At 69.9% G+C, this 25,177-nt stretch carries 21 protein-coding genes; 9 read left to right on the forward strand and 12 right to left on the reverse strand.

All coding sequences use genetic code 11. The features are described from left to right. Window positions 1–182 precede the first annotated feature (182 nt). The 7 genes from ACWC24_RS33025 to ACWC24_RS33055 all read right to left on the reverse strand — a co-directional run bounded on the left by ACWC24_RS33025 (window position 183) and on the right by ACWC24_RS33055 (window position 8,527). Window positions 183–1,250, reverse strand: a complete 1,068-nt coding sequence (locus tag ACWC24_RS33025) for a chorismate-binding protein (protein WP_450666583.1) — start codon at window positions 1,248–1,250, stop codon at window positions 183–185. A gap of 139 nt (window positions 1,251–1,389) precedes the next feature. Then, complete coding sequence (locus ACWC24_RS33030) at window positions 1,390–2,481, reverse strand: oxidoreductase (RefSeq protein WP_450666584.1); 1,092 nt, start codon at window positions 2,479–2,481, stop codon at window positions 1,390–1,392. A gap of 1 nt (window position 2,482) precedes the next feature. Further along, on the reverse strand, window positions 2,483–3,661 hold the full coding sequence (locus ACWC24_RS33035; protein ID WP_450666585.1) for an AMP-binding protein: 1,179 nt from the start codon (window positions 3,659–3,661) through the stop codon (window positions 2,483–2,485). 10 nt (window positions 3,662–3,671) lie between these two features. Further along, window positions 3,672–4,643, reverse strand: a complete 972-nt coding sequence (locus ACWC24_RS33040; RefSeq protein WP_450666586.1) for a 1,4-dihydroxy-2-naphthoyl-CoA synthase — start codon at window positions 4,641–4,643, stop codon at window positions 3,672–3,674. Between the two features lie 17 nt (window positions 4,644–4,660). Next, window positions 4,661–6,418: a 2-succinyl-5-enolpyruvyl-6-hydroxy-3-cyclohexene-1-carboxylic-acid synthase gene (menD, locus tag ACWC24_RS33045; protein WP_450666587.1), complete on the reverse strand. Its 1,758-nt coding sequence runs from the start codon at window positions 6,416–6,418 to the stop codon at window positions 4,661–4,663. Continuing rightward, window positions 6,408–7,970: an AMP-binding protein gene (locus ACWC24_RS33050; protein WP_450666588.1), complete on the reverse strand. Its 1,563-nt coding sequence runs from the start codon at window positions 7,968–7,970 to the stop codon at window positions 6,408–6,410. Before ACWC24_RS33050 ends, menD begins: the two co-directional genes overlap by 11 nt. After that, on the reverse strand, window positions 7,970–8,527 hold the full coding sequence (locus ACWC24_RS33055) for an NAD(P)H-dependent oxidoreductase (protein WP_450666589.1): 558 nt from the start codon (window positions 8,525–8,527) through the stop codon (window positions 7,970–7,972). The genes ACWC24_RS33050 and ACWC24_RS33055 overlap by 1 nt, the downstream gene beginning before the upstream one ends. 391 nt (window positions 8,528–8,918) lie before the next feature. Here ACWC24_RS33055 and ACWC24_RS33060 point away from each other — a divergent pair, with 391 nt between their 5' ends. Together ACWC24_RS33060 and ACWC24_RS33065 are read left to right on the forward strand one after the other, a co-directional pair. After that, window positions 8,919–10,871 carry an FAD/NAD(P)-binding protein gene (locus ACWC24_RS33060; protein WP_450666664.1) on the forward strand — a complete coding sequence of 651 codons (1,953 nt, stop codon included), beginning with the start codon at window positions 8,919–8,921 and terminating at the stop codon, window positions 10,869–10,871. Further along, on the forward strand, window positions 10,868–12,271 hold the full coding sequence (locus ACWC24_RS33065) for a class-II fumarase/aspartase family protein (protein ID WP_450666590.1): 1,404 nt from the start codon (window positions 10,868–10,870) through the stop codon (window positions 12,269–12,271). Before ACWC24_RS33060 ends, ACWC24_RS33065 begins: the two co-directional genes overlap by 4 nt. A 31-nt stretch (window positions 12,272–12,302) precedes the next feature. Here the strand turns inward: ACWC24_RS33065 and ACWC24_RS33070 are convergent, their stop codons facing one another. The 3 genes from ACWC24_RS33070 to ACWC24_RS33080 all read right to left on the reverse strand — a co-directional run bounded on the left by ACWC24_RS33070 (window position 12,303) and on the right by ACWC24_RS33080 (window position 15,343). Beyond that, on the reverse strand, window positions 12,303–13,304 hold the full coding sequence (locus ACWC24_RS33070) for an o-succinylbenzoate synthase (RefSeq protein WP_450666591.1): 1,002 nt from the start codon (window positions 13,302–13,304) through the stop codon (window positions 12,303–12,305). Window positions 13,305–13,378: 74 nt separating this feature from the next. Continuing rightward, window positions 13,379–13,855 (reverse strand): winged helix-turn-helix transcriptional regulator, encoded by a 477-nt coding sequence (locus ACWC24_RS33075; protein WP_450666592.1) that lies wholly within the window; start codon window positions 13,853–13,855, stop codon window positions 13,379–13,381. Window positions 13,856–13,951: 96 nt separating this feature from the next. Beyond that, window positions 13,952–15,343, reverse strand: coding sequence for a class II 3-deoxy-7-phosphoheptulonate synthase (locus ACWC24_RS33080; RefSeq protein WP_450666593.1), 1,392 nt, complete (start codon window positions 15,341–15,343; stop codon window positions 13,952–13,954). 489 nt (window positions 15,344–15,832) lie between these two features. On the opposite strand from ACWC24_RS33080, the gene ACWC24_RS33085 reads away from it, so the two are divergent. After that, on the forward strand, window positions 15,833–16,486 hold the full coding sequence (locus tag ACWC24_RS33085) for a TetR/AcrR family transcriptional regulator (protein WP_450666594.1): 654 nt from the start codon (window positions 15,833–15,835) through the stop codon (window positions 16,484–16,486). 80 nt (window positions 16,487–16,566) lie between these two features. Here ACWC24_RS33085 and ACWC24_RS33090 read toward each other — a convergent pair whose 3' ends face one another. Further along, window positions 16,567–16,983 (reverse strand): ester cyclase, encoded by a 417-nt coding sequence (locus ACWC24_RS33090; RefSeq protein ID WP_450666595.1) that lies wholly within the window; start codon window positions 16,981–16,983, stop codon window positions 16,567–16,569. Between the two features lie 180 nt (window positions 16,984–17,163). Between ACWC24_RS33090 and ACWC24_RS33095 the strand changes: the two genes are divergently transcribed. The 6 genes from ACWC24_RS33095 to ACWC24_RS33120 all read left to right on the forward strand — a co-directional run bounded on the left by ACWC24_RS33095 (window position 17,164) and on the right by ACWC24_RS33120 (window position 24,261). Beyond that, window positions 17,164–17,859, forward strand: a complete 696-nt coding sequence (locus ACWC24_RS33095) for a hemerythrin domain-containing protein (RefSeq protein WP_450666596.1) — start codon at window positions 17,164–17,166, stop codon at window positions 17,857–17,859. Between the two features lie 527 nt (window positions 17,860–18,386). Next, window positions 18,387–19,397 carry a dTDP-glucose 4,6-dehydratase gene (gene rfbB / locus ACWC24_RS33100; RefSeq protein ID WP_450666597.1) on the forward strand — a complete coding sequence of 337 codons (1,011 nt, stop codon included), beginning with the start codon at window positions 18,387–18,389 and terminating at the stop codon, window positions 19,395–19,397. 106 nt (window positions 19,398–19,503) lie between these two features. Then, a complete protein-coding gene (locus tag ACWC24_RS33105; protein ID WP_450666598.1) occupies window positions 19,504–19,851 on the forward strand; it encodes a hypothetical protein in 348 nt (115 codons plus the stop codon). Next, complete coding sequence (locus ACWC24_RS33110; protein WP_450666599.1) at window positions 19,848–22,157, forward strand: TOMM precursor leader peptide-binding protein; 2,310 nt, start codon at window positions 19,848–19,850, stop codon at window positions 22,155–22,157. Before ACWC24_RS33105 ends, ACWC24_RS33110 begins: the two co-directional genes overlap by 4 nt. Window positions 22,158–22,350: 193 nt before the next feature. Next, on the forward strand, window positions 22,351–23,547 hold the full coding sequence (locus ACWC24_RS33115) for a sensor histidine kinase (protein ID WP_450666600.1): 1,197 nt from the start codon (window positions 22,351–22,353) through the stop codon (window positions 23,545–23,547). Between the two features lie 105 nt (window positions 23,548–23,652). After that, a complete protein-coding gene (locus ACWC24_RS33120) occupies window positions 23,653–24,261 on the forward strand; it encodes a response regulator (RefSeq protein ID WP_450666601.1) in 609 nt (202 codons plus the stop codon). Between the two features lie 44 nt (window positions 24,262–24,305). On the opposite strand, the gene ACWC24_RS33125 is transcribed toward ACWC24_RS33120, so the two are convergent. Further along, window positions 24,306–24,941 (reverse strand): NADH oxidase, encoded by a 636-nt coding sequence (locus ACWC24_RS33125; RefSeq protein ID WP_450666602.1) that lies wholly within the window; start codon window positions 24,939–24,941, stop codon window positions 24,306–24,308. Window positions 24,942–25,177 lie beyond the last annotated feature (236 nt).

Consider the following 25,177-nt stretch of genomic DNA (forward strand, 5'->3'; position numbering starts at 1 on the left):
CCGTTCTCGCCGATCCCGGTCAGCTCCAGCACGTGGGAGACGTAGCGGTGGCGGCGGCCGCCGATCTGCGTCTCGTCCGTCATGTCGACGTAGACTGGTACGACGAGGCCGACGGGCCCGCCCGCACCGCCGGTCGACGACCTGGTCACCCGGCCGCGCACTGCCCGGCGCGCCGAAGGGCTTCAGCCGACACGGACCGGTTCACGAGAGACCACGGTGCCGTACGCCCGTGAACGGGTGCTCGGAAACGGCTCCACGCCGAGGGCTCGACGCATCGTCGCGAGCTTTGCCGTGGTCTCCGCGAATTCGACGTCCAGGCGGCTGCCGGCCACCACACCGCCTCCGGCCCGCAGAATCAGGCTGCCGTGCTCACGCGAATCGAAGTCGAGACCTCGTAACGCCATGTAGAACTCGCAGTCACCGTTGCTGTCGGCCCAGCCGACGAGGCCGCCGTAATACCCGCGCGTCGACTCGTTCGTCGTGATCAGGTGGAGCGATTCGGCCTGGGGGACACCACAGACCGCCGGTGACGGGTGCAGCGCCGACACGAGATCGGCCACGCGGACCCCGGAATCGACCAGCCTGCCGCGGATGGGGGTTCCCAGGTGCCATACGCCGGGCACACCCAGCAGTTCGGGTTCTTCGGGGCAGTCCAGCACGGTGCAGAAGGGCGTCAGGCCCTTGAGCATGAACTCGACCAGGTGACGGTGCTCGGTCAGGTATTTGTCGGTGAACAGTTCGGCGTGGGCCCGCTCCCTGTCCTCTGCGGCGGGGAGCAACGGGTTCCGCGGGATCGTCCCGGCCAGCGGCGTCATCGTGACGACGTCGCCTCTCTTCTTCATGAAGAGTTCCGGGCTCGCCCCCAGGGTGTAGACACCGGGTGTCTCCAGGTGCTCGACGAGATAGCTGTGCACCCCCGGGTACATGTCCACGATGCGCCCGTACAGGCGCATCGGGTCGACGGATTCCGTGGGGAAGTACCGTTCGGCCCGTGCTACGACGATCTTCTCCAGGGCGCTCCGCGGCGAGCGGAGCATGGGCAGCACGCGTTCGACCAGGCGTATGTAGTTGGCCGTCTCGGCGTCGTTGAATCCGACGTCCGGGAGGAAATGGCCATCGCTCGTGGCGCCGCTCGCGGAGAGGGCCGGTCGGCCTGTACCGCGCTGCCCCATGAAGAACGACGAGGTCCCCGGGGTGTGGTCGAACGGCACCGCGCCCGCGACGAGGTTCCCGTGGGTGCTCCTCCGCACCGCGTCCTCCGCCTCGGACAGGTCCGTGAAGCGGGTCAGCGCGCCGGCGAGACCGACGGAACCGCTCGGGCCGTGCAGAAGGAAGCGGGGCGAAGCGGCGGTCGGGCGACCTGGAGGACGCCCTTCCCAGAGATGTTGATCAGGCGCGGATCGGCTGCCGGTCCTTATCGGTCCACCTTTCATAATCGGTGTATCCCTCACTCTCGCCTTGGTAGAAATTCTTGGGGTTCGGAACGGCTATGGGTGCTCCGTGGAGCAGGCGCTCGGGCAGATCAGGGTTGGAGATGAAGAGGCGGCCCAGGGACACGGCGTTCGGCCCCGCGCCGAGCCGGGATTCGATCCGGCTCAGGAGCTCCGGGGACGACAGCTCCGGATCCGCGCCCAGGTTGTGGATCCACCCGCCCGTCCAGTGGGCGCGGATCCAGGCGAGCACGTCCGGGTCGCTGCTCGATGACGTGTGGAGGTAGGCGAGACGCCGTACCGAGGGATGCGACAGCAAGGCGCTGTACACGTCCGACGCGTCACCCCGCACGGTGCGGTCCGCGGAGAATCCGGGCGACAGTCTGAGCCCCACCCGGCCGTGACCGACCTCGCCCGCGACGGCCTCGACGACCCGGACGGGAAACAGACTCCGGTTCTCGGCCGATCCGCCATGGGCGTCGGTACGGAGATTCGTCCCCGAGCCGAGGAACTGGTGCAGGAGATAGCTGTTGCCGCCGTGGATCTCCACGCCGTCGAAGCCGGCCTCCATGGCCATGTGGGCGGCGCGTGCGAACTCCTCGACGGTGGCGTCGATCTCGCCGCCGGTCAGTGCCCGGGGAACGGGACGGCCACCGTCGGGGGCGCCCGTGCCGCGGGGAGCGACCGCCGAGGGCGCCAGTGGTGTCCTGCCGCCGTTGACCTCGGTCCTGGCCGCGCTGCCGGCGTGCATCAACTGCAGGACGATGCGCCCTCCTTCGCCGTGGACGGCCTCGACCACCAGGGCCCATGCCGCCAGATCCCTTCCGGTGATCAGGTGAGGGCTGCCGGAGTAGGCCTTGCCGACGAGCGAGGGGTGGACGCTCTCCGTCACGATGAGACCGGCCGAGGCACGCTGCCGGTAGTACTCGCGCATCAAGTCGTTGGGCGTTCCGTCGGCGTCCGCCCGGCGACGCGTCATGGGGCACATGACGAGCCGGTTGCCTGCGGAGATGTCACCGAAGGACACCGGTGAGAACACGTCTTCTGGCATGTCAACCTTCCCTGACGTGCGCTGGGGCGTAGGTGACGGCGCTCAGCCGCTCCCGTATCGCGGATCGGTCGATCTTCGAATTCGGCAGCAGGGGGACGGCGTCGTGGAAGACGATCCTTTTGGGGACCGCGGCCGGACCCAACTGCCCGCGGACCCGGTCCCTGAGGACCTCCTTGTCCGCCGGTGTCGTCCCCGCCCGGGGGACGACATGGGCGCAGACGAGTTCGCCCCACTCGCGATCGGGAAGACCCATGACCACGGCACTGTCGACCCAGCCGACGTCGAGCAGGGCGTCTTCGACCTGTCCCGCGGAGATCTTGAGCCCGCCGGTGTTGATGAGGTCGTCGATCCGGCCGAGAGGAACCAGGCGGTGACCGTCGTCCCACCGGCCGCGGTCGGACGTCCGGTACCAGCGCCGGCCGCCTTCGGTGTAGAACCTGCTCTGCTCCTCCTCGGGAGCGCCGAGGTAGGTGCTCGCCACGGTGTCGCCGCCGACATGCACGATCTCGTCCACGATCCGCACGAGCACCCCGTCGAGGGGCACTCCCCCGTAGACGCATCCGCCGCCGGTCTCCGTCATCCCGTACGTGGCCACGAAGTCCGTGACCTGCCGGAGCTGTGACGCGGTGGGGTGGTCCAGCGGGGCCCCGCCCACCAGGACCTGGTCGAAGCCCGACAGCGCAGCCCTGCCGTCGGCGTCCGCGAGCAGTCGCCTGACCTGGGTGGGGACCAGTGCGGTGCAGCGTCTGCCGGATCCCATGCGGCCGGCGGCGGCCGCGAAGGCCGCGGCGTCGAATCGCCCGCCGTCGAGCGTCGTCACCCGGGTCCCGCCGACCACCGCGCGGGAGACGACCTGGAATCCGGCCACGAACCCGACCGGGAGGCACAGCAGCCAGTCACCGGCTCCGCCGAGCCGGCGGGTCGATGCGGCGCAGGAGGCCAGGAGCGCGCTCCGCGGCAGGGCCGTCCGCTTCGGAGCGCGGGTCGACCCTGACGTCGACAGCACCACTCCGGTGCCGTCCGGAACGGTCCCGGGCAGGTCCCGTGCTGCGGCTGCGTCGGCGACCGGGGCGATCGCGGGACCGCCGTCGTACATCTGCTCGATGGCGCGCGTGAGGATGTCGACGGCCCGGGCGGGTTCGTCCGGCAGTACGACAGCGCGCAGGGGGACAGCCGACACAGCGCCTCCGTCAGAAGAAGTAGGGGTGGTCGGACCAGTCGGGCGCGCGCTTCTCCAGGAAGGCGTTGCGCCCTTCGAAGGCCTCGTCCGTCATGTAGGCCAGGCGGGTCGCCTCGCCGGCGAAGACCTGCTGGCCGACCATCCCGTCGTCCGGAAGGTTGAAGGCGAACTTCAGCATCCGGATCGCCTGCGGGGACTGGGCCGTGATGTCACGGCAGTACTCGATCGCCGTGCGCTCCAGGTCCGCGTGCGGGACGACCTCGTTGACCGCCCCCATCTCGCGCATGCGATCGGCGTCGATCTCGCGGGCGAGGAAGAAGATCTCACGGGCGAACTTCTGACCGACCTGGCGAGCCAGAAGCGCGGAACCGTAGCCGGCGTCGAAGGAACCCACGGTGGCGTCCGTCTGCTTGAACCTGCCGAACTCGCGGGAGGCGATGGTGAGATCGCAGACGACGTGCAGCGAGTGCCCGCCGCCGGCCGCCCAGCCCGACACGGCGGCGATCACGACCTTGGGCATGGTGCGGATCAGCCGCTGCACCTCGAGGATGTGCAGCCGACCCGCGCGGGCCGGGTCGATGTCCTCGGCGGTCTCGCCGTCGGAGTAGCGGTAGCCGTCGCGCCCCCGAACCCGCTGGTCGCCTCCTGAACAGAACGCCCAGCCGCCGTCCCGGGGGGAGGGGCCGTTGCCGGTCAGGACGACCGCACCGACGTCGGAGGACATGCGGGCATGGTCCAGAGTGCGGTACAGCTCGTCGACCGTCGCGGGACGGAACGCATTGCGCACGTGCGGTCGGTCGAGGGCGATCCGCACCCAGGGGAGGTCGCGTACGACGGCGCCGTCTCGGTCGCGCTCGACACCGCGGTGGTAGGTCGTGTCCCGCAGATCCTCGAAGCCGTCGACCTGCCGCCAGCAGGAGGGGTCGAACGGGTTGGTGACGGGAGCGGCCGTGGTGGTGACGGCCGTGGTGGTGACAGACATCTTCGCACTTCCGCTTCTCAACTGGTCAGGGCGGACACATGGGCCGTGTCCGCCGCCGTGACGGGGCTCGCGGCCGGAGAGGTGGTGGCGTTCAGCACCGCGCCGACCCGCTGCCGTGCGGACGCGTGAACACTTCGCAGCGTCGTGCGTGTGACGGGCACTTCGAGGACGACCGGCCGCTTCGCGCGGCGGGCCGCCCGAAGCGCGGTGCCGAGTTCGTCGGTCTCCACCGTCAGGTGGGAGATCCCGTAAGCCCCGCACAGGGCCGCGAAATCGACGTTCTGCGGGGTTCCGTAGATGCGCTCGAAGGTGTTGCCGAAGGGCGCCGACTTGTATACGGGATCTCCTTGTTCCAGCAGTTCGAAAATTCCGCCGCCGGCGTCGTTCGAGACCACGATGACCAGGTTGTCCGGCACCTGTTCGAGAGCGCCGGTCTGCAGAGCGGACGCGTCGTGGGCGAAGGTGAGATCGCCTACGAGCGCGACGACCGTCCGGTCGGGGGAGGCCACCGCGGCACCCACCGCGGCGCTGATGTTGCCGTCGATGCCGGCCACACCGCGGTTGGACAGCGCCCGGACCCCGTCCGGCAGGGAACCGGTCAGCGACACGTCCCTGACCGGGTTCGAGGCCCCGAGCCAGAACAGGTCGGAGGGTTCGAGCGCGCCGAGCACCGCGTTCGCGACGCCCGGCCCGGTGCGCCGATGACCGTCGTCACGCAGGACGTCCGACCACACATGGCGCACGACCCGGTCCACATGGTCGAGTTCCTCGGCCCAGGCCGGACTCACCGCGCCGCCGAACACCGGGTGCGCGGTCACGGCGTCGATGTGCGGCGCCGCGTAGATCCAGTCGTCGTCCCCGTCGCTGACGAGGACCGTGGTGACGTCGCGACGGGCCAGGAGCGCCCCGACCTGTCGATGGAGCGTCGGACGACCGCACACCACGACCTGTTCCGGCCGTACGCGGTCCAGCACCCAGGGATGCAGGGTCCTGCGGCCGTCGGCGGCGACGGTCGGTTCCACGACGCAGGGGACGGTCTCGGGCACGGTGGCGAGGTCCGCGCCGTCACCGGCGACGAGGATCGTGCGGCGGGTCAGGTCGATGTCGTACGGCGCCGCCGCTGCGCGCTCCCGCGCGGCGGTCCGGATCCACGGCCGTCCTTCGGGACGGCCGTCCGGAAACGGCACGGACATGCTCGTCGGCGGGAGTCCGGACGGCAGGGACACGTCGATCTGCACCGGGCCGGGGCGCCCGCGCAACCGTCCGGCTCCGATCGCCAGGGTGTGGCAGATCCGCGACCGCAGCGTGCCGTTCATGGCCGGGCCCGGTTCCGCCCCGACCTGAAGGTGCTGGACGTGGCGTACCTGCGAGGTGAGCAGCGCGGTCTGCTCGACGGTCTGTGAGGCCCCGGTGCCGAGTTCCGCGAGCAGGCGGTCGGCCGTCACCAGAACGAGCGGGATCCGCGAGTAGTTGGCCTCCGTCACGGCGGGCAGCAAATTCGCCACCGCCGTACCCGACGTGGTCACGACCGCGGTCGGGACGCCGTTCGCCTTCGTCATGCCGAGGGCGAGGTAGGCGGCCGACCGCTCGTCCAGACGGACGTGGAGCTTGAGGTCTCCCGCGGCTTCCCGCCTGGACAGCTCGAATCCGATGGGGCCGTTCCTGGATCCGGGGCAGTAGACGAACGTCTCGATCCCGCCCCGGACCAGTTCGTCGACGACGACCGCCGCGATCACGGACGGCCCCGACGCCTGCACGGTGGATTCAGGCCGCATGGGTGGTCTCGGTCCGCAGCAGTTCCTCCAGCCGGTTGCGCTGGATCTTCATGGTCGCGGTGCGGGGGAACTTGTCGAACGGCAGGACCACCGGCGTCTCGAGCGTCGGCAGGTCGGCCACACCGGTCCACCATGCGTCCCAGTCCATCTCCTGCCCCGTGGCGACCGAGACCACGGGCTGCGGGTCACCGGCCGGCGTGCGGACCAGGACGACCTCGTTCAGGAACGACAACTTGTCCAGGAGCGCGTCCTCGATGGCCAGTGTGCTCCTGACGTCATCGATCAGGTCCACCTGCCGGTCGTGCAGGGCGACTTGGCCGGCGTATCCCATCTCGCCCTGGTCCCCGCTGTTCCACCACCCGTCGCGCAGGTTCTGCTCGAAGCGCTCTTCCTCGCCGTAGTAGGTGACCGCGCGACCGCGGGAGAACATCTCGATGGCGCCCTGCTGGCCGCGCGGCAACGGCTTGCCCGCCTCGTCGACGACCCGGACGCGGGTGAGCTTCGGCATGCCGATGCCCATCCACCGGGCGTCGCTGAAGCGCAGCGTCGTCCGCGTGTGCGGGCGCAGCACCATGGGACCGCATTCGCTCTGCCCGTAGACCTGGAGGTAGACCGGCATCCGGTGGGACGACGCGTTGAGGTACTTGAGCATCGTGCCCTTGTTGACGGCGTCGAAGGTCGAATGCAGGTACTTCACACTGGAGAAGACCGCGGGGTCGCGGTCCAGGATGGACGTCCACCGCACGAGGTGGTTCGGGTGCGACTCCAGGGCGATGGGGCGGTACTTGCGCAGGACGGCCTCGACGTTGGCTTCCTGGGGGTCACCGATGTTCAGGAACGAGTACCCGTAGGACATGAGCGACGAGATGCCGATGTTGAACCGGCTGTGCACCGGGGAGATGTGGAAGGCGACCAGGCCCTTCGAGTCGATGAAGGACACGACGCGGCGCTGCCAGGTGACTCGCCAGCCCATCGAGGTGGGAGAGTGCGCGATGAGCTTGGGGATGCCCGTGGTCCCCGAGGTGTGCGTCATGTAGGCGATGTCGAGCAAGCCCGGCTTCCGTCCGGGGCCCGCGGGGTGGTCCACCACGGTGTCCCTGATCACGGGGGCGTCGAGTTTCCGGGAGTCCTCGACCGAAGAGACGTCCGCGGCCTTCTCGATGGTCTCGGCGTCGTGGATCAGCCACGGCCGCTTCAGCCGGGCCGCCATCACGGTGACCGTGCGGGCGTCCAGGTGGGGGGAGATCATGACGGGTACGGCGCCCGCGTAGGAGACGGCCACCGCCAGGAGGTAGCTGTCGAACACGGCGGACTTGTAGATGACGACGTGGTCACCCGGCCGCACGCCCCGCGCGATGACCTGCTCGCCGCACAGGGCGACGGCCGCGGCCGCATCGGCGTAGGTCACGTGCAGTCCCAGCTCGGGGAACGCCGGCTGCGGCGCATCGAGGTGGATCATCGACGCGGGGTGTGCGTCCGCCGCCGCGCGGAAGTTCTCGAACAGATAGAGCGGACTGGACTCGGGTTTGAAGAACTCCTTGAGCGGGAGCATCAGCGGATACCTCCGACAATAGAAACGATACGGTCGATGAGATAGCGCATGGCTACGCGGTTCTCCTCGGGTACGTTGTCGGGCTGACGTCCGGAGACCGATGAGATCCCGTAGGGGTTCTGGTTGAGCGGTGTCAGCTGCTCCGGCTTGGTCACTCCCGCCGGCACGATGACCGCGCCCCAGTGGTAGAAGACGTTGTTCAACGACAGGACGGTGCTTTCCTGCCCGCCGTGGTTCGTGGCGGTGGAGACGAACGTCGTCATGAACTTGTTCGCCAACCGCCCCGCCATGTGCAGGTCCAGCGTCTGGTCGATGAAGTACTTCATCGGGGCCGACATGCTCCCGTAGCGCCCCGGGGTGCCCCACAGAACGATGTCGGCGTCGGCCAGGTCGGCGAGGGCCTCCTTGTGGATCTCTGCCGTGCGGTCCGGTTCATCGATCTCGCACAGCCGGTGGACTGCGACGTCGTGTCCGAGCGCCTCGGCGTGGTCCGCGCCCGCCCGGGCGAGCTGGTGAACGTTGCCGGTGAAGCTGTGGTAAATGAACAGGATCTTCATTGGTATTGCTCCCCGAATTGCAGGCTTCGGAATTGCAGGCTTCGCGAATCTCGATGCACGGCACGGACCCTTTGCTGTCCCGTGCGCAGAGGGTGGTTTCGGTGAATATGATCGGCGAGCGCGAAGAAGTCGACAAGTAGGTACTTTCAGGTGCCTACTTGTCGCCGCGCCTCAGGTACTCAGAAGTGCCTACTTGTCAGCCGTCATGAATCTGCAGAGCATGAGGAAGGGTACGGAGAAACTTCACTGAACCGTGCCGGGCCGGCTCCCGCACACTTTCGAATTCGCCGGGGAGGGCCACCAGGCGGGTGGACTGCTCACCGGCCTCGCTGCGGTGTCTTCGCGGCCCTTCTTTTCTCAGTCCACCAGCAGGAGTGGTGAAACCGTGCCCATGAAGCATCTGTCGCTCTGCATCGTCGGAGTCGGACCGCGCGGACTGTCGGTACTGGAGCGGCTCTGTGCCAACGCGCGTCTCCTGCCGCCGGATTCGAACGTGCGGGTATACCTGGTCGATCCCTATCCGGCCGGCGCGGGCGCCGTCTGGCGCACCGATCAGTCCCGGCTCCTGCTCATGAACACCGTCGCCTGTCAGATCACCGTGTTCACGGACGACAGCGTCTCCCTCGAAGGGCCGGTGGAACCCGGCCCCAGCCTGTACGAGTGGGCCGAGGAGCTGCGGGAGTCCGCCGGGGCGGCGGCTCCCGCCGGGGGCGAACAGACCCTGGCCGAAGCTCGCGACCTGGGTCCCGACTCATACCCGACCCGCGCCTTCTTCGGCAGCTATCTGCGCGAGATGTTCGCCCGGATATGTCTGGGAGCCCCGCCCCAGGTCGACATCACCATGCACCACACCCGCGCCGTCGCGCTGAACGGAGGTCAGGACGGAACTCTGGCGCAGAGCGTACTGCTGGAGAACGGCCGGCTGATCGAGGGGCTCGACGCGGTGGTTCTCTCGCAGGGGCATGTCGGCGCCGAGCCGAACGACCCGGAGCGGCTTCTGGCCGCGCGGGCGGAGGAGCACGGTCTCACCCATGTCCCACCGGCCAACCCGGCCGATCTGGACCTCGGCTTCGTCGAACCCGGTGAGAACGTTCTGCTGCGCGGCCTGGGGCTGTGCTTCTTCGATCACATGGCCCTGCTCACGAGCGGGCGCGGGGGCCGGTTCGTACCGCACGGCGAGAAACTGGTGTACGAGCCGTCCGGTCGTGAACCCCGGCTGTTCGCCACCTCGCGCCGAGGCGTTCCCTACCAGGCGCGGGGCGAGAACGAGAAGGGACCGCACGGGCGGTACTTTCCCCGCCTGCTCACCCAGACGTTCCTCGCGGATCTGCGCAAGCGGGCCGAGGACGGTGACCGGGTGTACTTCGGGATCGACATCTGGCCCCTCGTCTCCCGTGAAGTGGAAAGCGTCTACTACAGCACCCTCCTTGAGAGGTGGGGCCGGAGCGCGGACCGGAAGGCGTTCACCGAACTTTATCTGGCCGCCGCGCAGGAGGAGCACAGGGTCGAAATCCTGGACGCCTACGGCTTTCCCGGAGAGAGCCGCTGGGACTGGGAGAGGATCTCGCGCCCCTGTCTCGGACGGAAGTTCGCCGATCGAGACGATTTCCATGCCTGGCTGACGGAATATTTGGAAGAGGACGTACGGCACGCCCTGGGCGGCAATGTGAGCAACCCGCTCAAGGCCGCGCTCGATGTACTGCGCGACCTGCGCAACGAGGTCCGGCTCGCCGTGGACCACGGCGGGCTCGACGGCAACTCCCACCGCGACGAGCTCGACGGGTGGTACACGCCGCTCAACGCCTTCCTGTCGATAGGGCCGCCGGCCTTCCGGATCAAGCAGATGATCGCGCTGATCGAGGCCGGTGTGCTGCGCCTGACCGGCCCGGGTGCCGGCATCCGGGTCGGCTCCGCGGCGCAGGCGTTCGTGTGCGATTCGACCGAGATCACCGGACCACCCATACAGGCGCGCGTTCTGATCGAGGCCCGGCTGCCCGAGCCCGATGTGCGGCGCTCCACCGACCCGCTCATGCGACAGCTCCTGGAGGACGGGTACATCACGCCGTTCCGGATCGAGGGAGGCTGCGCCGTCTCCTACGAAACCGGTGGTCTTGCCGTGACCCGTCGCCCCTGCCGGGTCGTCGACGCCCAGGGCCGCGTCAACCGGCGGCTGTTCGCGTACGGAGTGCCCACGGAGTCCGTGCACTGGGTCACGGCGGCCGCGGTGCGGCCCGGCGTCGACTCCGTGAGCCTCGCCGACGCCGACGCCATCGCCCGTGCCGTACTCGCCGCGCCTCCGGCCGCAGACCGAACCGAGGACAGCCACATGGAGATACGTTCATGATCACATCGTTCGACGCAGAGGGCGATACGGGCCTGCTCTCGCCCGTGCGCGCCGGTACGGAGGTGGAGCGCGCGGTGAGCGATCGCGCGTGGCTCCAGGCCATGCTGGACGCAGAGGTCGCGCTCGTCCGGACCCAGGCGGCACTCGGCACGGTGCCGATCTCGGCCGCGGCGGAGATCGGCGCGGTGGCGCGCGCGGAGCGGTTCGACGTACGAGCCGTCGCGGTCGAGTCCCGGGAGACGGCGAACCCCGTGGTGGGGCTCATACGCGAGCTGACTCGACTGGTCGCCGCGGTCGACCCCGCTGCGGCCGAGTACGTGCACCGCGGCTCGACCAGCCAGGACATCTTCGACACGGGCGCGATGCTGGTCGCGGCACGGGCCCTGCGCATCGTCCGGGGCGATCTGCGGCGCACGGCCGAGGCCCTCGCGGTACTGGCCCGGCGGCATCGCGACACCCCCATGGCCGGACGGACACTCGCGCTGCAGGCGGTGCCGACCACGTTCGGTCTGAAGGCGGCGGGCTGGCGGGAGCTGCTCCTCCAGGCGGACGTTCGTCTCGGCCGGCTGCTGGAGGACGGGTTGTGGGTCTCTCTGGGCGGGGCGGCGGGAACCCTCGCCGGCTATGTGGAGTACGCGAAGGTGGACGGGGCCGACGCTGATGCCGTGTCCTCCGGGGAGTACGCGGATCGGCTCCTTGACGGATTCGCCGCGGAAACCGGCCTCGCCCGCCCCCGGCTGCCCTGGCACGCGTTGCGCACTCCGATCGCCGATCTCGCGGCGGCACTCGCGTTCACCGCGGGCGCGCTCGGCAAACTGGCGGTGGACGTGCAGACTCTGGGGCGTACGGAGATCGCCGAAGTGGCGGAGCCGTCCGCTGCCGGGCGAGGCGTGTCGTCCGCCATGCCCCACAAGCGCAACCCGGTGCTGGCGACGCTGATCCGCAGTGCGGCGCTCCAGGTTCCGGTGGTCGCGACCGGTCTCACCCAGTGCCTGGTCTCCGAGGACGAGCGGTCCGGCGGGGTGTGGCACGCGGAGTGGCAGCTTCTCCGGGAGGCGCTGCGGCTGACCGGGGGCGCCGCGCACACGGCGGTCGAACTGGCCGAAGGGCTCGTCGTGTGTGCCGACCGGATGCGCAGCAATCTCGACATCACCGGCAGCCAGGTGGTCTCCGAGCGGCTGACGGCGCTGTTGGCGCCCCGGTTCGGCAAGGACGTCGCCAGGAGGATGCTGGCGACGGCGTCCGCGAATGCCGCGCGGCACGGCACCTCGCTGGCGCAGGAACTGGGGAAGGCGCCGGAGTCGGCCGAGGTGTTCACGCGTGCGGAGCTCGACGCGCTGTGTGATCCGACGGACTACACGGGAGCCGCGGGGAATCTGGTGGACCGGGCACTGGGCTGAGCTCGTTCTCAGAGCTCCGTCGTCCTGTAGGTCACGAGGGCCGGGCAAGAGGCAGCCCTCGCAGTTCGCTCACCCGGGCCAGGCGGTCGTGCCACCACGCGATCCGCCCGGGATCGGCGGGCCGGAACGCGTCGAGCCGCAGCGGGTCGGGCACGGGTGGTGTGCGAGGAACGGGAAGGTGGCCGTTGATGGGCCGGAACGCATCGGGTGCAGACACACTGTCGCCGTTCAACAGGCTCAGCGTGCTCAGCCCGCAGGCGAAGTCGAGTTCCGGCAGGGCACCGGCGAGGGCGAGTTGGGCGGCGAGGCCGACGCTCGTCTCGAGCGCGGACGATACGACGCAGGGCAGCCCGCAGGCCTCGGCCACCTGGAGGGCACGGCGCACGCCGCCGAGCGGGGTGCATTTGATCACCGCGATGTCGGCGGCGCCGGCGACGGCCACCTTCAGCGGATCGTCGGCACGCCGGATGGACTCGTCGGCCGCGATGCGCACGTCAGTCCTGCGGCGTACCGCGGCCAGCTCCTCGATGGTCGGGCAGGGTTGCTCGACGTACTCCAGGCCGCCCGCGGCACGGTCGATCCGTTTGATGCGGGCGACGGCCGTGTCGACGTCCCAGCGGCCGTTGGCGTCGATGCGGATGCTGCCGCCGGGGCCCAGGGCGGCACGGACGGCTTCCACCCTGGCGAGGTCCTCGGAGAGTGAATCCGGGTGGTCGGCCGTCTTGACCTTGGCTGTCCGGCACCCGGAGCGGGCGACGATCTCGAAGGCACGCTCCGGGCCGACCGCCGGCACGATGGCGTTGACCGGAACACGGTCGCGGACCGGCTCCGGCCAGCCGAGGGTGACCTGTTCGACGGCCGTGCCGAGCCAGGCCGCGGCCTCGCGGTCGCCGTACTCGGGGAAGGGACAGAATTCGCCCCACCCGAGCGGGCCCCGCAGAAGCACGCCCTCGCGGACGTCGATTCCCCGGAACGGGGTGCGCATGGGGATGGCATAGACCTGTGCCGTCGCAAACTCGATGACTTCGTCCATCGGGCTGTGAACACCTCTTCTCCGGGCATGGGGAACGAGCCTTCTGTCGGCCCGGCCGCGGGAGGCCGGCCGGTTCAAGCGGTCCAGGCCGGCGTGGAGGCCGAGGTCCGGCCCGGAAGGCGGACCTGTCCGACGCCTCTGTGCAGCGTGCGGCGTGCGAGCACCTCCGCGATGTTCTCCTCGGCCCAGGCCTCCAACGAGAAGATGATGGGGATCAGGCTCGCGCCGAGTCCGGTGATGCGGTACTCCACCCTCAGCGGCGTCTCGCGGTAGTCCACGCGCATCACCAGACCGTCACGTTCCAGATTCCGCAGGGTCGCCGTCAGCACCTTCTGGCTGACCCCCGGCACCGACCGGCGCAACTCACCGGACCGCATGGGCGATTGCTCGTTGAGCAGATGGAGGACGACGGGCGTCCACTTGGTGGCCAGGATGTCCAGCAGCCACCGTGCCCGTACCGGCGTGTCTTCCCGCGGGTCGTCTCCCGGGCCGCCCTCGTGCTCGGTCCTTTGCGAAAGGTCCTGTTCCCGCGCGGACAAGGTCGTGGTCATGTGGACTCCCAGGTCGGTACCCTGCTGTCTGGCATGGAGGCGCGGCGCGGACGATCACGCCGCGGGCTTCGGTCTGTCGCAGGCGGCCGGATCCGTTCAGGCCGCGACCGGGACGGACGACGGGCGCGGCAGGACCGGGGTGTTCCGGTCCCGGTACAGCTCGGCTGTCCGGAAGGCCAGGTCGAGCGACTGACGGCGGTTCAGACGCGGGTCGCAGGCCGTCTCGTAGCGCTGGTGCAGTTGCTCCACGAGGACCTCGTCGCCGCCGCCCAGGCATTCGGTGACGTCGTCCCCCGTCAGCTCGATGTGGATGCCGCCGGGATGGGTCGCGAGCGACCTGTGCACCTCGAAGAAGCCCTTGACCTCGTCCAGGATGTCGTCGAAGCGGCGGGTCTTGCGGGTGGGGGAGGCGTTGAAGGTGTTGCCGTGCATCGGGTCGCAGATCCAGGCGACCTGGGCGTCGGCGGCCTTCACGGACTCGACGAGCCCGGGGAGCACGTCGCGGACCCGGTCGAACCCCATGCGGACGATGAAGGACAGCCGGCCCGGCTCGCTGTTCGGGTTCAGCCGCTCGGCCAGTGCGACGGCGTCCCGCGGCGTGGTGGAGGGCCCCAGCTTGACCGCGATGGGATTGTGCACCTGTGAAGCGAACTCGATGTGCGCGCCGCCCAGTTGGCGAGTGCGCTCGCCGATCCAGACCATGTGGCCCGAGGTGTCGTACAGCAGGCCCGTGCGCGAGTCGACGCGGGTGAGCGCGACCTCGTAGTCGAGCAGCAGCGCCTCGTGGCTGGTGTAGAAGTCGGCGGACCGGAACTCCGCCGGGTCCGCTCCGCAGGCCGCCAGGAAAGCGAGGGCGTTGTCGATCTCCTGGGCGATGCGCTCGTAGCGCTCACCGACCGGAGAGCTGGCCACGAAGTCCCGGTTCCACTCGTGTGCCCGGCGCAGATCGGCGTAGCCGCCCGTGGTGATGGCCCGGATCAGGTTCAGGGTCGCCGCGGAAGCGTGGTACATCCGTTTCAGCCGCTCGGGATCCGGGGTGCGCGCCTCACAGGTGAAGGCGAGCCCGTTGACCGCGTCCCCGCGGTAGACGGGCAGTTCGACGCCGTCACGCACCTCGACCGGGCTGGAACGCGGCTTGGCGTACTGGCCGGCCATCCGGCCGACCTTGATCACTGGCACCGAGGTGGCGTACGTCAGGACGACGGCCATCTGCAACAGGGTCTTGACCTTGTTGCGCACCTGGTCGGCGGAGACACTGCCGAACGTCTCCGCGCAGTCGCCGCCTTGGAGCAGAAAGGCCTCGCCGCGGGTCACCGCCGCCAGTTGATGGCGCAGCCGATCGCATTCACCGGCGAAGACGAGCGGAGGGTATCCGGCCAGTTCGGAGGTCACCGCACGCAGGGCGTCCGTGTCCGGCCAGTCGGGCTGCTGGGCAGCATGCATCCGGCGGTCGAGGTGCAGGATCTTGCCGGCCTGGGCAGTGTTCATCGTTGACCGTGCCTCATTCTGCGTCGGATGAGATCAGCGCTGACGGGGAGCGTCCACCCCCACCGGGGATGAGCACATGACGGATACGTCCGCTTGCCATCTGTCTTCTCGGGAGGAAGGGCAGTGGTTGATCGATCGACAGTCTCGCCGCTGCGAGTGGTGCCCCCCTTGAGTCGACCTCGAATGCTCCCGTGAGCTGTGCCCCCGGGCACGGACAGCCGTCGGGGGCAGGCCGGGACCGGGCGCCGGTCCCGGCGGCGATGTGCGGGGGGATCCGGCGGCGATGTGCGCGGGGACCGGATCCGGCGCGGCGAGCTCCGCAAGACGGTTCCGCCCTCGTACGACGGCACTGCGCGTGGGGAGCGCGGCTCACGGAACACCGGGGACGGCTCGAAGGCGCCGAAGCGCCCGCCGACCACGGGCTGCCCGACCTGCCCGCTGCGGCCGGATCGCGGTCCAGCCGTATTTCCCTCGTTCTAAGGTGAGTTCATGTCTAGCTTAGTGCCGCCCTGTCCGGAACCCGGGGAAAGCACCGCCGCACCCCGGGCGCCGCTCCGCTTCGAGCGCGTCGGCGACGAGCCGTTCCTGCGCGCCGACGCGGCCCGCAACAGGGCCCGGCTGCTGGACGCCGCCGCCCGGCTGATCGCCGAGCACGGCGTGGCCGGGGTGACGATGGAGGCGGTGGCGGCTGCGGCGCAGGTCGGCAAGGGGACGGTCTTCCGCCGCTTCGGCGACCGCACCGGTCTGCTGACGGCGCTCCTCGACGACTCGGAGCAGAAGACGCAGGCCGCGTTCCTGACCGGCCCCCCGCCGCTCGGACCCGGTGCGCCGCCCGTGGAGCGGCTGCGCGCGTTCGGTGTCACCATGCTGGGGCGCTGCGTCGACGAAATGGACCTGCAACTGGCGGCCGAGCCCGGCCCGGAACGCCGGTACTCCGCGCCCGTCTGCCGCGTCCACCACGGTCACGTCGAGCTGCTGCTGCGCCAGGCCCTGCCGGCCGCTGACCACGATCTCCTCGCCCACACGCTGCTGGGCTACCTCAACCCGGCCCTGGTCCACCATCTGACCCGGCAGTGCGGGGTGCCCCTGCGGCGGCTGGAACAGGGGTGGCGTGACCTGGTGGACCGCATGACGGGCGGCTGACGGCACTCCCCCGGCCTTCGGCCGGGGGACCCGGGAGCACGCACCGGACGCCGCTCCTTGACGGGCGGACGTCGCCCGCCCTAGAGCGCGACCGTCGCCGGGTCAGCCCCCAGCTGCCGGAAGATGTCGCCCATGTCGAGCTGGTCCCAGTGCTCGGCGAGCAGCCCGTCCTCCACCCTCCAGATGTCGATGGACTGGAAGGTCACCGTGCGCCCGGTCGCCGGTATGCCGAGGAACGGGCCCTGGTGGGTCGCGGTGTACTCGAATCGGCCGGCCACCTTGTCCTTGTCCGCGACGATGTCGTGCGCCACCACCTTCATGTCGGGGAAGGCGGCGAACACCCCGGTCCAGAAGGCCTGGTTGGCCTCGATGCCGTCGGCGACCACCGGATTGTGGTCGATGTGTCCGGGCGCCGTGTGCTCCGGCATGGTGCTGACGTCATGGTTGTTGATCATGTCCACGAAGTCCTGGATGAGGGCGTAGTGGTTCTTCGACATGCTGGCCTGCCTCGGCTGGGTTTCGGAGGAGAACGACGGACCGGAGTATCGCCACTCGCGGTCGAGCCGGCCTGGAGCACGCTTCTTTCCGGCGACTCAAGCGGGACTCGAGCACCTCCTTGTCAAGCTGGGAACGATGCCGGTTCGCGAAACCGGTTGGCCCATGAAAGGAACGCGCTCATGACCACGTCCACGTCCGGCCAGCCGCCGGCCCGGAGCGACTCCGGGTTCGGCGGATTCGACGCCCACGACATGGCGATCATCCACCGCGCCTTCCGGCGGGAGATGCGGCTGCTCGGTGAGATGATCGCCGCGGTCGCCCCGGGGGACGTCAAGCGCTCCGCCGTCCTCGCCGAGCACTTCGCCGACGTACGCACCGGGCTGATCCATCACCACCAGGGCGAGGACGAACTGCTGTGGCCGCCGATGCTCAGCCGGGTCGGGCCCGAGCGTGAGGTCGTTCTGCGTATGGAGGCCCAGCACGAGCGGGTCGTCGAGACTCTCGCCGCGGTCGACGAGCTGGTCGTCCTGTGGGCGCCCACGGCGGACGCGAAGACCCGCGACCGGCTCGTGGCCGCGTTCGAGGAGCACCGTGCGGTGCTCGTCGAGCACCTCGACTACGAGGAGGCTCAGCTGCTGTCCTTCGCCGAGCGGTTCGTCACCGCGAAGGAATGGGCCTCGCTCGGCGATCACTTCGTGGCGCACACACCCAAGTCGAAGCTGCTGAAGTTCTTCGGCATGGTCATGGAAGACGCCGACGAGCGGGAGCGCGCGATCCTGCTCGGCGGCCTGCCCGCACCCGTCCGCCTGGTGTGGCGTGTGCTGGGTCCGCCGCTGTACGCCCGGACCCTGCGCCGGGTCCGCGCCACGGCCTGACATCCCGTACACCCCGCGCCCCGCGCTCAGAGCGAGCGCGGGGCGCGGTGCGTGCCGGGGCCGGACGGCCGGCGAACTCGGGTGACCGCTCGATGGTCTCGGCCGACCCGGGCATGGCCCGCACCTCGCGGGCGCCCCGCGAGCGGCCTCCCGGTGGGCGCCCCCGGTCGGCGGTGCAGGCCCGAAAGCCACCACGGCCCCTCCGCCGGTCCGGTCCGACCGGATGCCCGCGAAAGGCGCCACCGGAACGGTCTCCGTCGCACGGTCGGTGACCAAACGCCGATCCGACACGGCCGGCGCAGGACATCGCGCCGAGGCTGGGCGGCCGGGCTGGAGCACCGGTCGAGCCGCGGCCGACGTCGGCCGGGCCCCGCCCGCCTCCAGCGCTGCTCAGCCCGCACCCGACCGGACGGCAGCACCATGGAGCGAGCGGGACCCGGACAGGCCCCGGGGCCCGCACCACCGCAGGCGCCCGGCGCCCCGCGCGCACCGCATCCATCCGCCCGCCCTGGGAGGCACCCGCCGTCATGACGACCAAGACCCGCATCCTGGTGACCGGCGGCGCCGGATTCATCGGCTCCCACTACGTCCGCACGCTGCTCGGCCCCGAAGGCCCCGGCGACGTCGCGATCACCGTCCTGGACAAGCTGACGTACGCGGGCAATCCCGCCAACCTCGACGAGGTCCGGGCGCATCCGCACTTCTCCCTCGTGCAGGGCGACATCTGCTCCCCCGAACTGGTCGGAAAGCTGATGGCCGAGCACGACCAGGTCGTGCACTTCGCCGCCGAGTCGCACGTCGACCGCTCGATCGACGGAGGTGCCGAGTTCGTGCGCACGAACGTGGTCGGCACGCACACGCTCGTCGACGCGGCTCACCGGGCCGGCATCAAGGTCTTCGTGCACATCTCCACCGACGAGGTGTACGGCTCGATCGACGAGGGCTCCTGGCCCGAGAGCCACCCTCTGCGGCCCAACTCACCGTACTCCTCGTCGAAGGCCGCGAGCGACCTGATCGCGCTGTCGTACCACCGCACCCACGGCCTGGACGTCCGGGTCACCCGTTGTTCCAACAACTACGGCCACCACCACTTCCCCGAGAAGGTCATCCCTCTCTTCGTGACCAACCTCCTCGACGGCGGGAAGGTCCCGCTGTACGGCGACGGCGGCAACGTCCGCGACTGGCTGCACATCGACGACCACGTCCAGGGCATCGAACTGGTCCGCACCAGGGGTCGCGCGGGCGAGATCTACAACATCGGGGGCGGCACCGAGCTCTCCAACAAGGAACTCACCGGGATGCTGCTCGAGGCGTGCGGCGCCGGCTGGGAGGACAGCGTCGAGCACGTCGAGGACCGCAAGGGACACGACCGCCGCTACTCCGTCGACTGCACCAAGATCCGCGAGGAGCTCGGCTACTCACCCCGCAGGACCTTCCAGGAGGGACTGTCCGAAACCGTACGGTGGTACCGCGACAACCGGAACTGGTGGGAACCGCTCAAACAGCGACTGACGGAGCTGCAGCCTCCACTTGAATGAGAACTTCACCCGTCACCGATGAACCGGACACTGTCCGTGAAGCCCTCACCCACGAAGAATTCCGGCCGTTGGAGCACAGCCGACCACGTCAGTGAGGACCTTCCCGATGAGCCACGCCAGCGCCACGCCCATCAGCCCCCACTCGGCGCGCATCACCGAGACAGCCCCGGCACGCCCGCTCCTCGTGGTCGAGACCCTCGACCACTCCGCCGGCTCCACCATGCTCTTCACCTACGGCACGAAAGCCGCACCCACCGGCACCACCCCGTTCACCTTCTGCGCCGAACCGGTTCCCGCGGACACCACCCCGTTCACCTACTGTGCCCAGGCAACCTCCACGGACACCACCCAGTTCACCTTCTGCGCCCAGACCGCCCCCGCCGATGCCTCCGGCGCGCAGACCGCGGCTCGCGCGGCCGTCGAGGGTGACGCGGTCGGGGGGTCCTGGATATGACTTCCGGGTCGCCACACACCAGGAGGCCCGGACCGGCCGTCCTACAGGACGGCTCAACCCTCGTGGGGTTCAGACACCACCTGCGTCCCGCGATCGTCCCCGGCGAGGCGACCTACCTGGTCTCTCGCCGGGGCGTAACCACCCTGCACGGCGCCCTCACCGATGTGCTCGTCCCGCTGCTCGACGGCACCCGGTCGCTCGCCGAGATCCTGCACGCCGCCGCGCCCGCGCTGACCCCCGAGGAGACGCAGGGCGGGCTGCGCCTGCTCAGCGAGGCCGGGCTGCTCCGCTTCGGCGGTCCCGCCCCGACGGCGGCCGGTCCGGCGGCGGGCACCGACCCGGCCGCCGAGGCGTACTGGGACCTGGCCGGCCTGGACGGCGCCCGGGCGGCGGCGGGGCTGGCCGGCTCCCGGCTCCGGGTCCTGCCGCTCGTCGGCGTCGACGCCGAACCGGTACTCGCGGCGGGTATCGACTCCGCCATCAACGTGACCGACGGGGACGCGGACCTCACGCTGGTCCTGTGCGACGACTACCTCTCCCCGGAGCTGGGGCGGATCGACGCCGAGCACCGGGCCGCGGGCAGACCGTGGCTGCTCACCCGGCTGTGCGGCTACGAACCCTGGATCGGCCCGTTCTTCCAGCCGGACGAGGGTCCCTGCTGGTCGTGCCTGGCCGCCCGGCTGGAGCAGCACCGCAGGTACGAGGGATCCCTCCAGCAGGCCCTGGGCCTCGACCGCCCGCTCGGCCGGCCGGTCGCCTCACTGCCGGCGGGACGTGTCATGGCCGCGCAGAGCGCGGTACTGGAGGCCGCCAAGTGGCTGGCCGGTCTGCGCTACGCCGACCAGGGGTCCGTCCGCACGGTCGACACGCTCAACCTGCGGACCCGCGTCCACGCCGTGTCGCGTATCCCCCAGTGCCCCTCCTGCGGCGACCCCGGACTGACGAGCCGGCGCGTGCTCGCGCCGTTCGTCCCGGTGTCGCGGCCCAAAGCCGGGCACAGCGGCGGCGGCCACCGGGCACTCACCGCCGATCAGTTGCTGAAACGCTACGGTCACCTGGTGAGCCCGATCACCGGAATCGTTCCGGTACTCGAACCCTCCCCCGGAGCACCGGAGTTCGCCACCACCTACGTGTCGGGGCGCAACCTCGCGATGCGGGACCGCGGCCTGGCCGGGCTTCGCTCGCTCAGCGGCGGCAAGGGCCTCACCGACACCGAGGCCCGCACCAGCGCGCTGTGCGAGTCGGTGGAACGCTACAGCGGCACACGGCACGGCGACGAACCGGTCGTGGTGGACACCCTCCGTGCCCTCGGCGACCAGGCCGTCCACCCCAACTCCTGCCAGCTTTACGCGGACCGGCAGTTCCGCGAGCGGGACCGCTGGAACCGCTCCGGCTCGGCCTTCCACCACGTACCCGAGCCCTTCGACGAGAACCGGCCGGTGGAGTGGACACCCGTGTGGTCCCTGACCGAGCAGCGCCATCGGCTCCTGCCCACGTCGATGCTCTACTTCCCGTCCGGCACCGCCTCCCCGCGAGGGCCGTACGCCGACTCCAACGGCAACGCGGCGGGCAGCAGTTCGGAGGACGCCCTGCTGCAGGGCTTCCTGGAACTGGTGGAGCGGGACGCCGTCGCCCTGTGGTGGTACAACCGCACCCGGCAGCCGGCGATCGACCTGGACTCCTTCGACGAGCCGTACATCGAGCGACTGCGCGCCGGATACCGGAAGCTGGGCCGGGAACTGTGGGCGCTGGACCTCACCTCGGACCTCGGCATCCCCGCGATCGTGGCATTGTCCCGGCGTACGGAGGGGCCCACCGAGGACATCGTCTTCGGCTTCGGCTCGCACTTCGACCCCGCACTCGCGCTGCGCCGCGCGCTCACCGAGATGGGGCAACTGCTGCCGGCCGTGGGCGCGGGCCGCCCCGACGGCGGCTACGGCATCACGGATCCGCTCCCCGTTCGCTGGTGGCGGCAGGCGACCCTCGCCAACCAGTCATATCTGGCCCCCGATCCTGTGACCCGACCGCGGACTCCCGGCCACTGGACCTACGTCGCACGCACCGATCTGCTCGACGACGTCAAGGCCGTGACCGAGCTCGTCAGCGCCAAGGGGCTGGAACTCCTCGTCCTCGACCAGACCCGGCCGGACGTCGGAATGCCGGTGGTCAAGGTGATGGTGCCGGGACTCCGGCACTTCTGGGCCCGGTACGCGCCGGGCAGGCTCTTCGATGTACCGGTCGCGCTCGGACGCCTCTCCCGCCCCACACCGTACGAGCAGCTGAACCCGATCCCGCTCTTCGTGTGACGCGGTTGCTTTCGGACAGTCGCCCGATCACCCAAGGCATACTTCACGCCAGTCCCCGACCTTGCTCTGTCTAGAATGACGCCGGGTGCATCCGAACCGGATTCGAGACACGAGGGGGCTCGGACTAGAGGTGGACGGTACCGATCTGGACAGGTCTCCATCGCTTTCCGACCAGTCGCAGGACCACAGCAGCGTGGCCACAAGAACCGCCCGGGGCATTCTTGTGGCCGCACTGGTCTGCTACCTGGGCATCACCTTCCTCAACATCCTTTCCGAACGGCCCAATCCGTTCCATCTGGTCCTCGCCCTGATCTGCCTGGTGCCGGTGTTCCTGCTGCAACTCGTACATTCGGCGCCCAGAATCTCCGAGGCGCGGATGCGCACCAAGATGCTCACCCTGGGCGTCCAAGGCGTCTTCTCCTACCTGCCGTTGGTCTGGCTCGGGATTCCCTGGGGCGCCATGGCGGGCTTCTTCGCCGGCTCCGTGCTGCTCCTCCTGCCGGCCCGGACGGGCTGGACGCTGTACGGACTGACGGCGCTCAGCCTGCTCATCCCCGGCTTACTGAACCACCGGAGTGCCGTCGACCTGGTGTACATGTGCCAGACCACCGCGCTCACCGGTCTCGTGGTCTACGGCCTGAGCCGTCTGACCAGCCTGGTCGACCAGTTGCACCGGGCCCGCGCCGACCTGGCCCGACTGGCCGTGAGCAACGAACAGTTACGGTTCTCCAGGGATCTGCACGACCTGCTCGGGTACAGCCTCTCCGCGATCACCCTCAAGAACGAGCTGATCCACCGCCTCATCCCGGCCAACCCGGTCCGGGCCCGCGAGGAGGTCGACGAGGTACTCGTCATCTCCCGCCAGGCACTGGCCGATGTACGCCGCGTCGCCCGCGGATACCGGGAGATGTCCCTCAGCTCCGAACTCGCCTCCGCCGAATCGGTGCTGGCCGCCGCCGCGGTCTCGGTCACCGTCGACACCCACGACGCCATCGAACGCCTGGGCGTGGCGACGTCCACCGTGCTGGCCACGGTGCTGCGCGAGGGCGTCACCAACCTGCTGCGGCACTCCAAGGCCTCGTACTGCCGGATCTCCGCACGGATCGAGGACGATCTCGTCCGCCTCACCATCGTCAACGACGGCCTGGTGCTGGGCAATCATGTCCCTTCGCAGCACAGCGGCAGCGGCAGCGGCCTGGGCAACCTCGAGCGGCGGCTGCGGGACATCGAGGGCCGGCTGATCGTGCGGCGCTTCCCCGACGGTTGCGACGTGGACGTCTTCCGGCTCACCGCCGAGGCGCCGGTCCGGGAAGCCGGGGTCCGGGCTCCGCGCGCGAGCGAGACCGCGAACGGCGAGCAGCCGTACGGCCAGACGGAAAACGTCGGGTGAGCAACATTGGCCTGATCTTTGCGGGTTGACGAAACACCGACGGCGGATGCGCTTGGGTAAGGTCCAGAAACGATCGCATTTGCGGTGGAACGGGGGAAAGTGGCGATGATACGAATTCTTCTCGCCGAGGACATGCACATGGTCCGCGGCGCACTGGTGGCTCTGCTCAATCTGGAAGACGACCTGAAGGTGATCGCCGAACTCGAGCGCGGCGACCAGATCCTGAGCACGGCGCGGGAACACCGGCCGGACGTGGCCATCATCGACATCGACCTGCCCGGCCTGGACGGGCTCAGCGCGGCCGAACTCCTGCACGAGCGCCTGCCCGAGTGTCGGACCCTGATCCTCACCAGCCTCGGCCGCCCCGGCACGCTACGCCGGGCGATGTCCGCGCACGTCTCCGGTTTCCTCCTCAAGGACGCCCCGCCCAGCGACCTCGCCCAGGCCGTGCGCCGGGTCGTCGCCGGCCAGCGGGTGATCGACCCCCAACTGGCCCTGGCCGCCTGGGGCGGCAAGGAGAGCCCGTTGACCACCCGCGAGACCGAGGTGCTGCAACTGGCCGCGCAGGGCACGGAACCCCAGGAGATCGCCGAGCACCTCCGTCTTTCGGTGGGCACCGTACGCAACTACCTGACCACGACCGTGACAAAACTCAACGCGCGTAACCGGGTCGACGCGATCCGCATCGCCCGAGAGTCGGGCTGGCTTCTGTGACCCGGCCCCGTCGGCTCCCGCCCCCGCCCTGGACGGCGCCGCGGTCAGCCCGCGGCCACCGTCATCCCGGCCCCCGCCAGATAGCCGAGGATCGCCAGGGTCAACTCGGCGGGCATGGGCAGCATTTCGACCATCGCGTCCGGTGTCATGGGCCAGGCCAGCAGCGACACCACCCACATCGCCTCGGGGCGGTGTATCTCCACCTGATGTTCCAAGGTGCGGCACTGCACCAGGAACACGTCCCCCCGCACGGTGATCGTCACGGTGGGCCGCAGCCGCACCCTGCGCTGCGCCGACAACCGGACGAGTGAGAAGCAGGCGGTTCGGCCCACCGGCACCACCGACAGCACCGCCCCCTTGAGGTCTTCCAGGGCCAGCGTCCTGATCACCACGTGGGAGATCCCGCGAAGCACCGACAGGACCACCGTGTAGGTGTCGTGCCCGGGGGCCGCTCCGCCGTTCGGCTGGAGCAGGTTCGCGAGCAGCACCGGACCGAGCTCCATCCGGCGCAGTGCCTCGGCCACCGCGGGTGCGGGATCCTCGACCCGCTCGGTACCCTGCGGACCGCTGAGCAGCAGCGTCCGACCTTCCTCGTCCCACCCGACCACCGTGTCCTCACGCAGGGACCACAGGTGGTGCACGCGCAGGGGGGAGTCTTCCGTGCGGGGAACCACGGTCAACCGACCTCCTCAGAGCAGCGGAGCCGGCCGGAGGTGCGGCTCCGGCCGCCGACCCGCTCGTGCCCACGAGTATGGGACCGTCCGATGCGGTCCCGACAGCGAGCGGGTCACACCGGGACCGTGAGGAAATCACAGGTTCGGGCCGCACCCGCGGGCAACCGGGCCGCTCCGCTCGTCGGCGGCCCCGTGAACACCGTCGCCGGTCCCACTCGTGGACACGGCCGCCGGCCCCGTCG

The sequence above is a fragment of the Streptomyces sp. NPDC001443 genome (assembly GCF_053597355.1).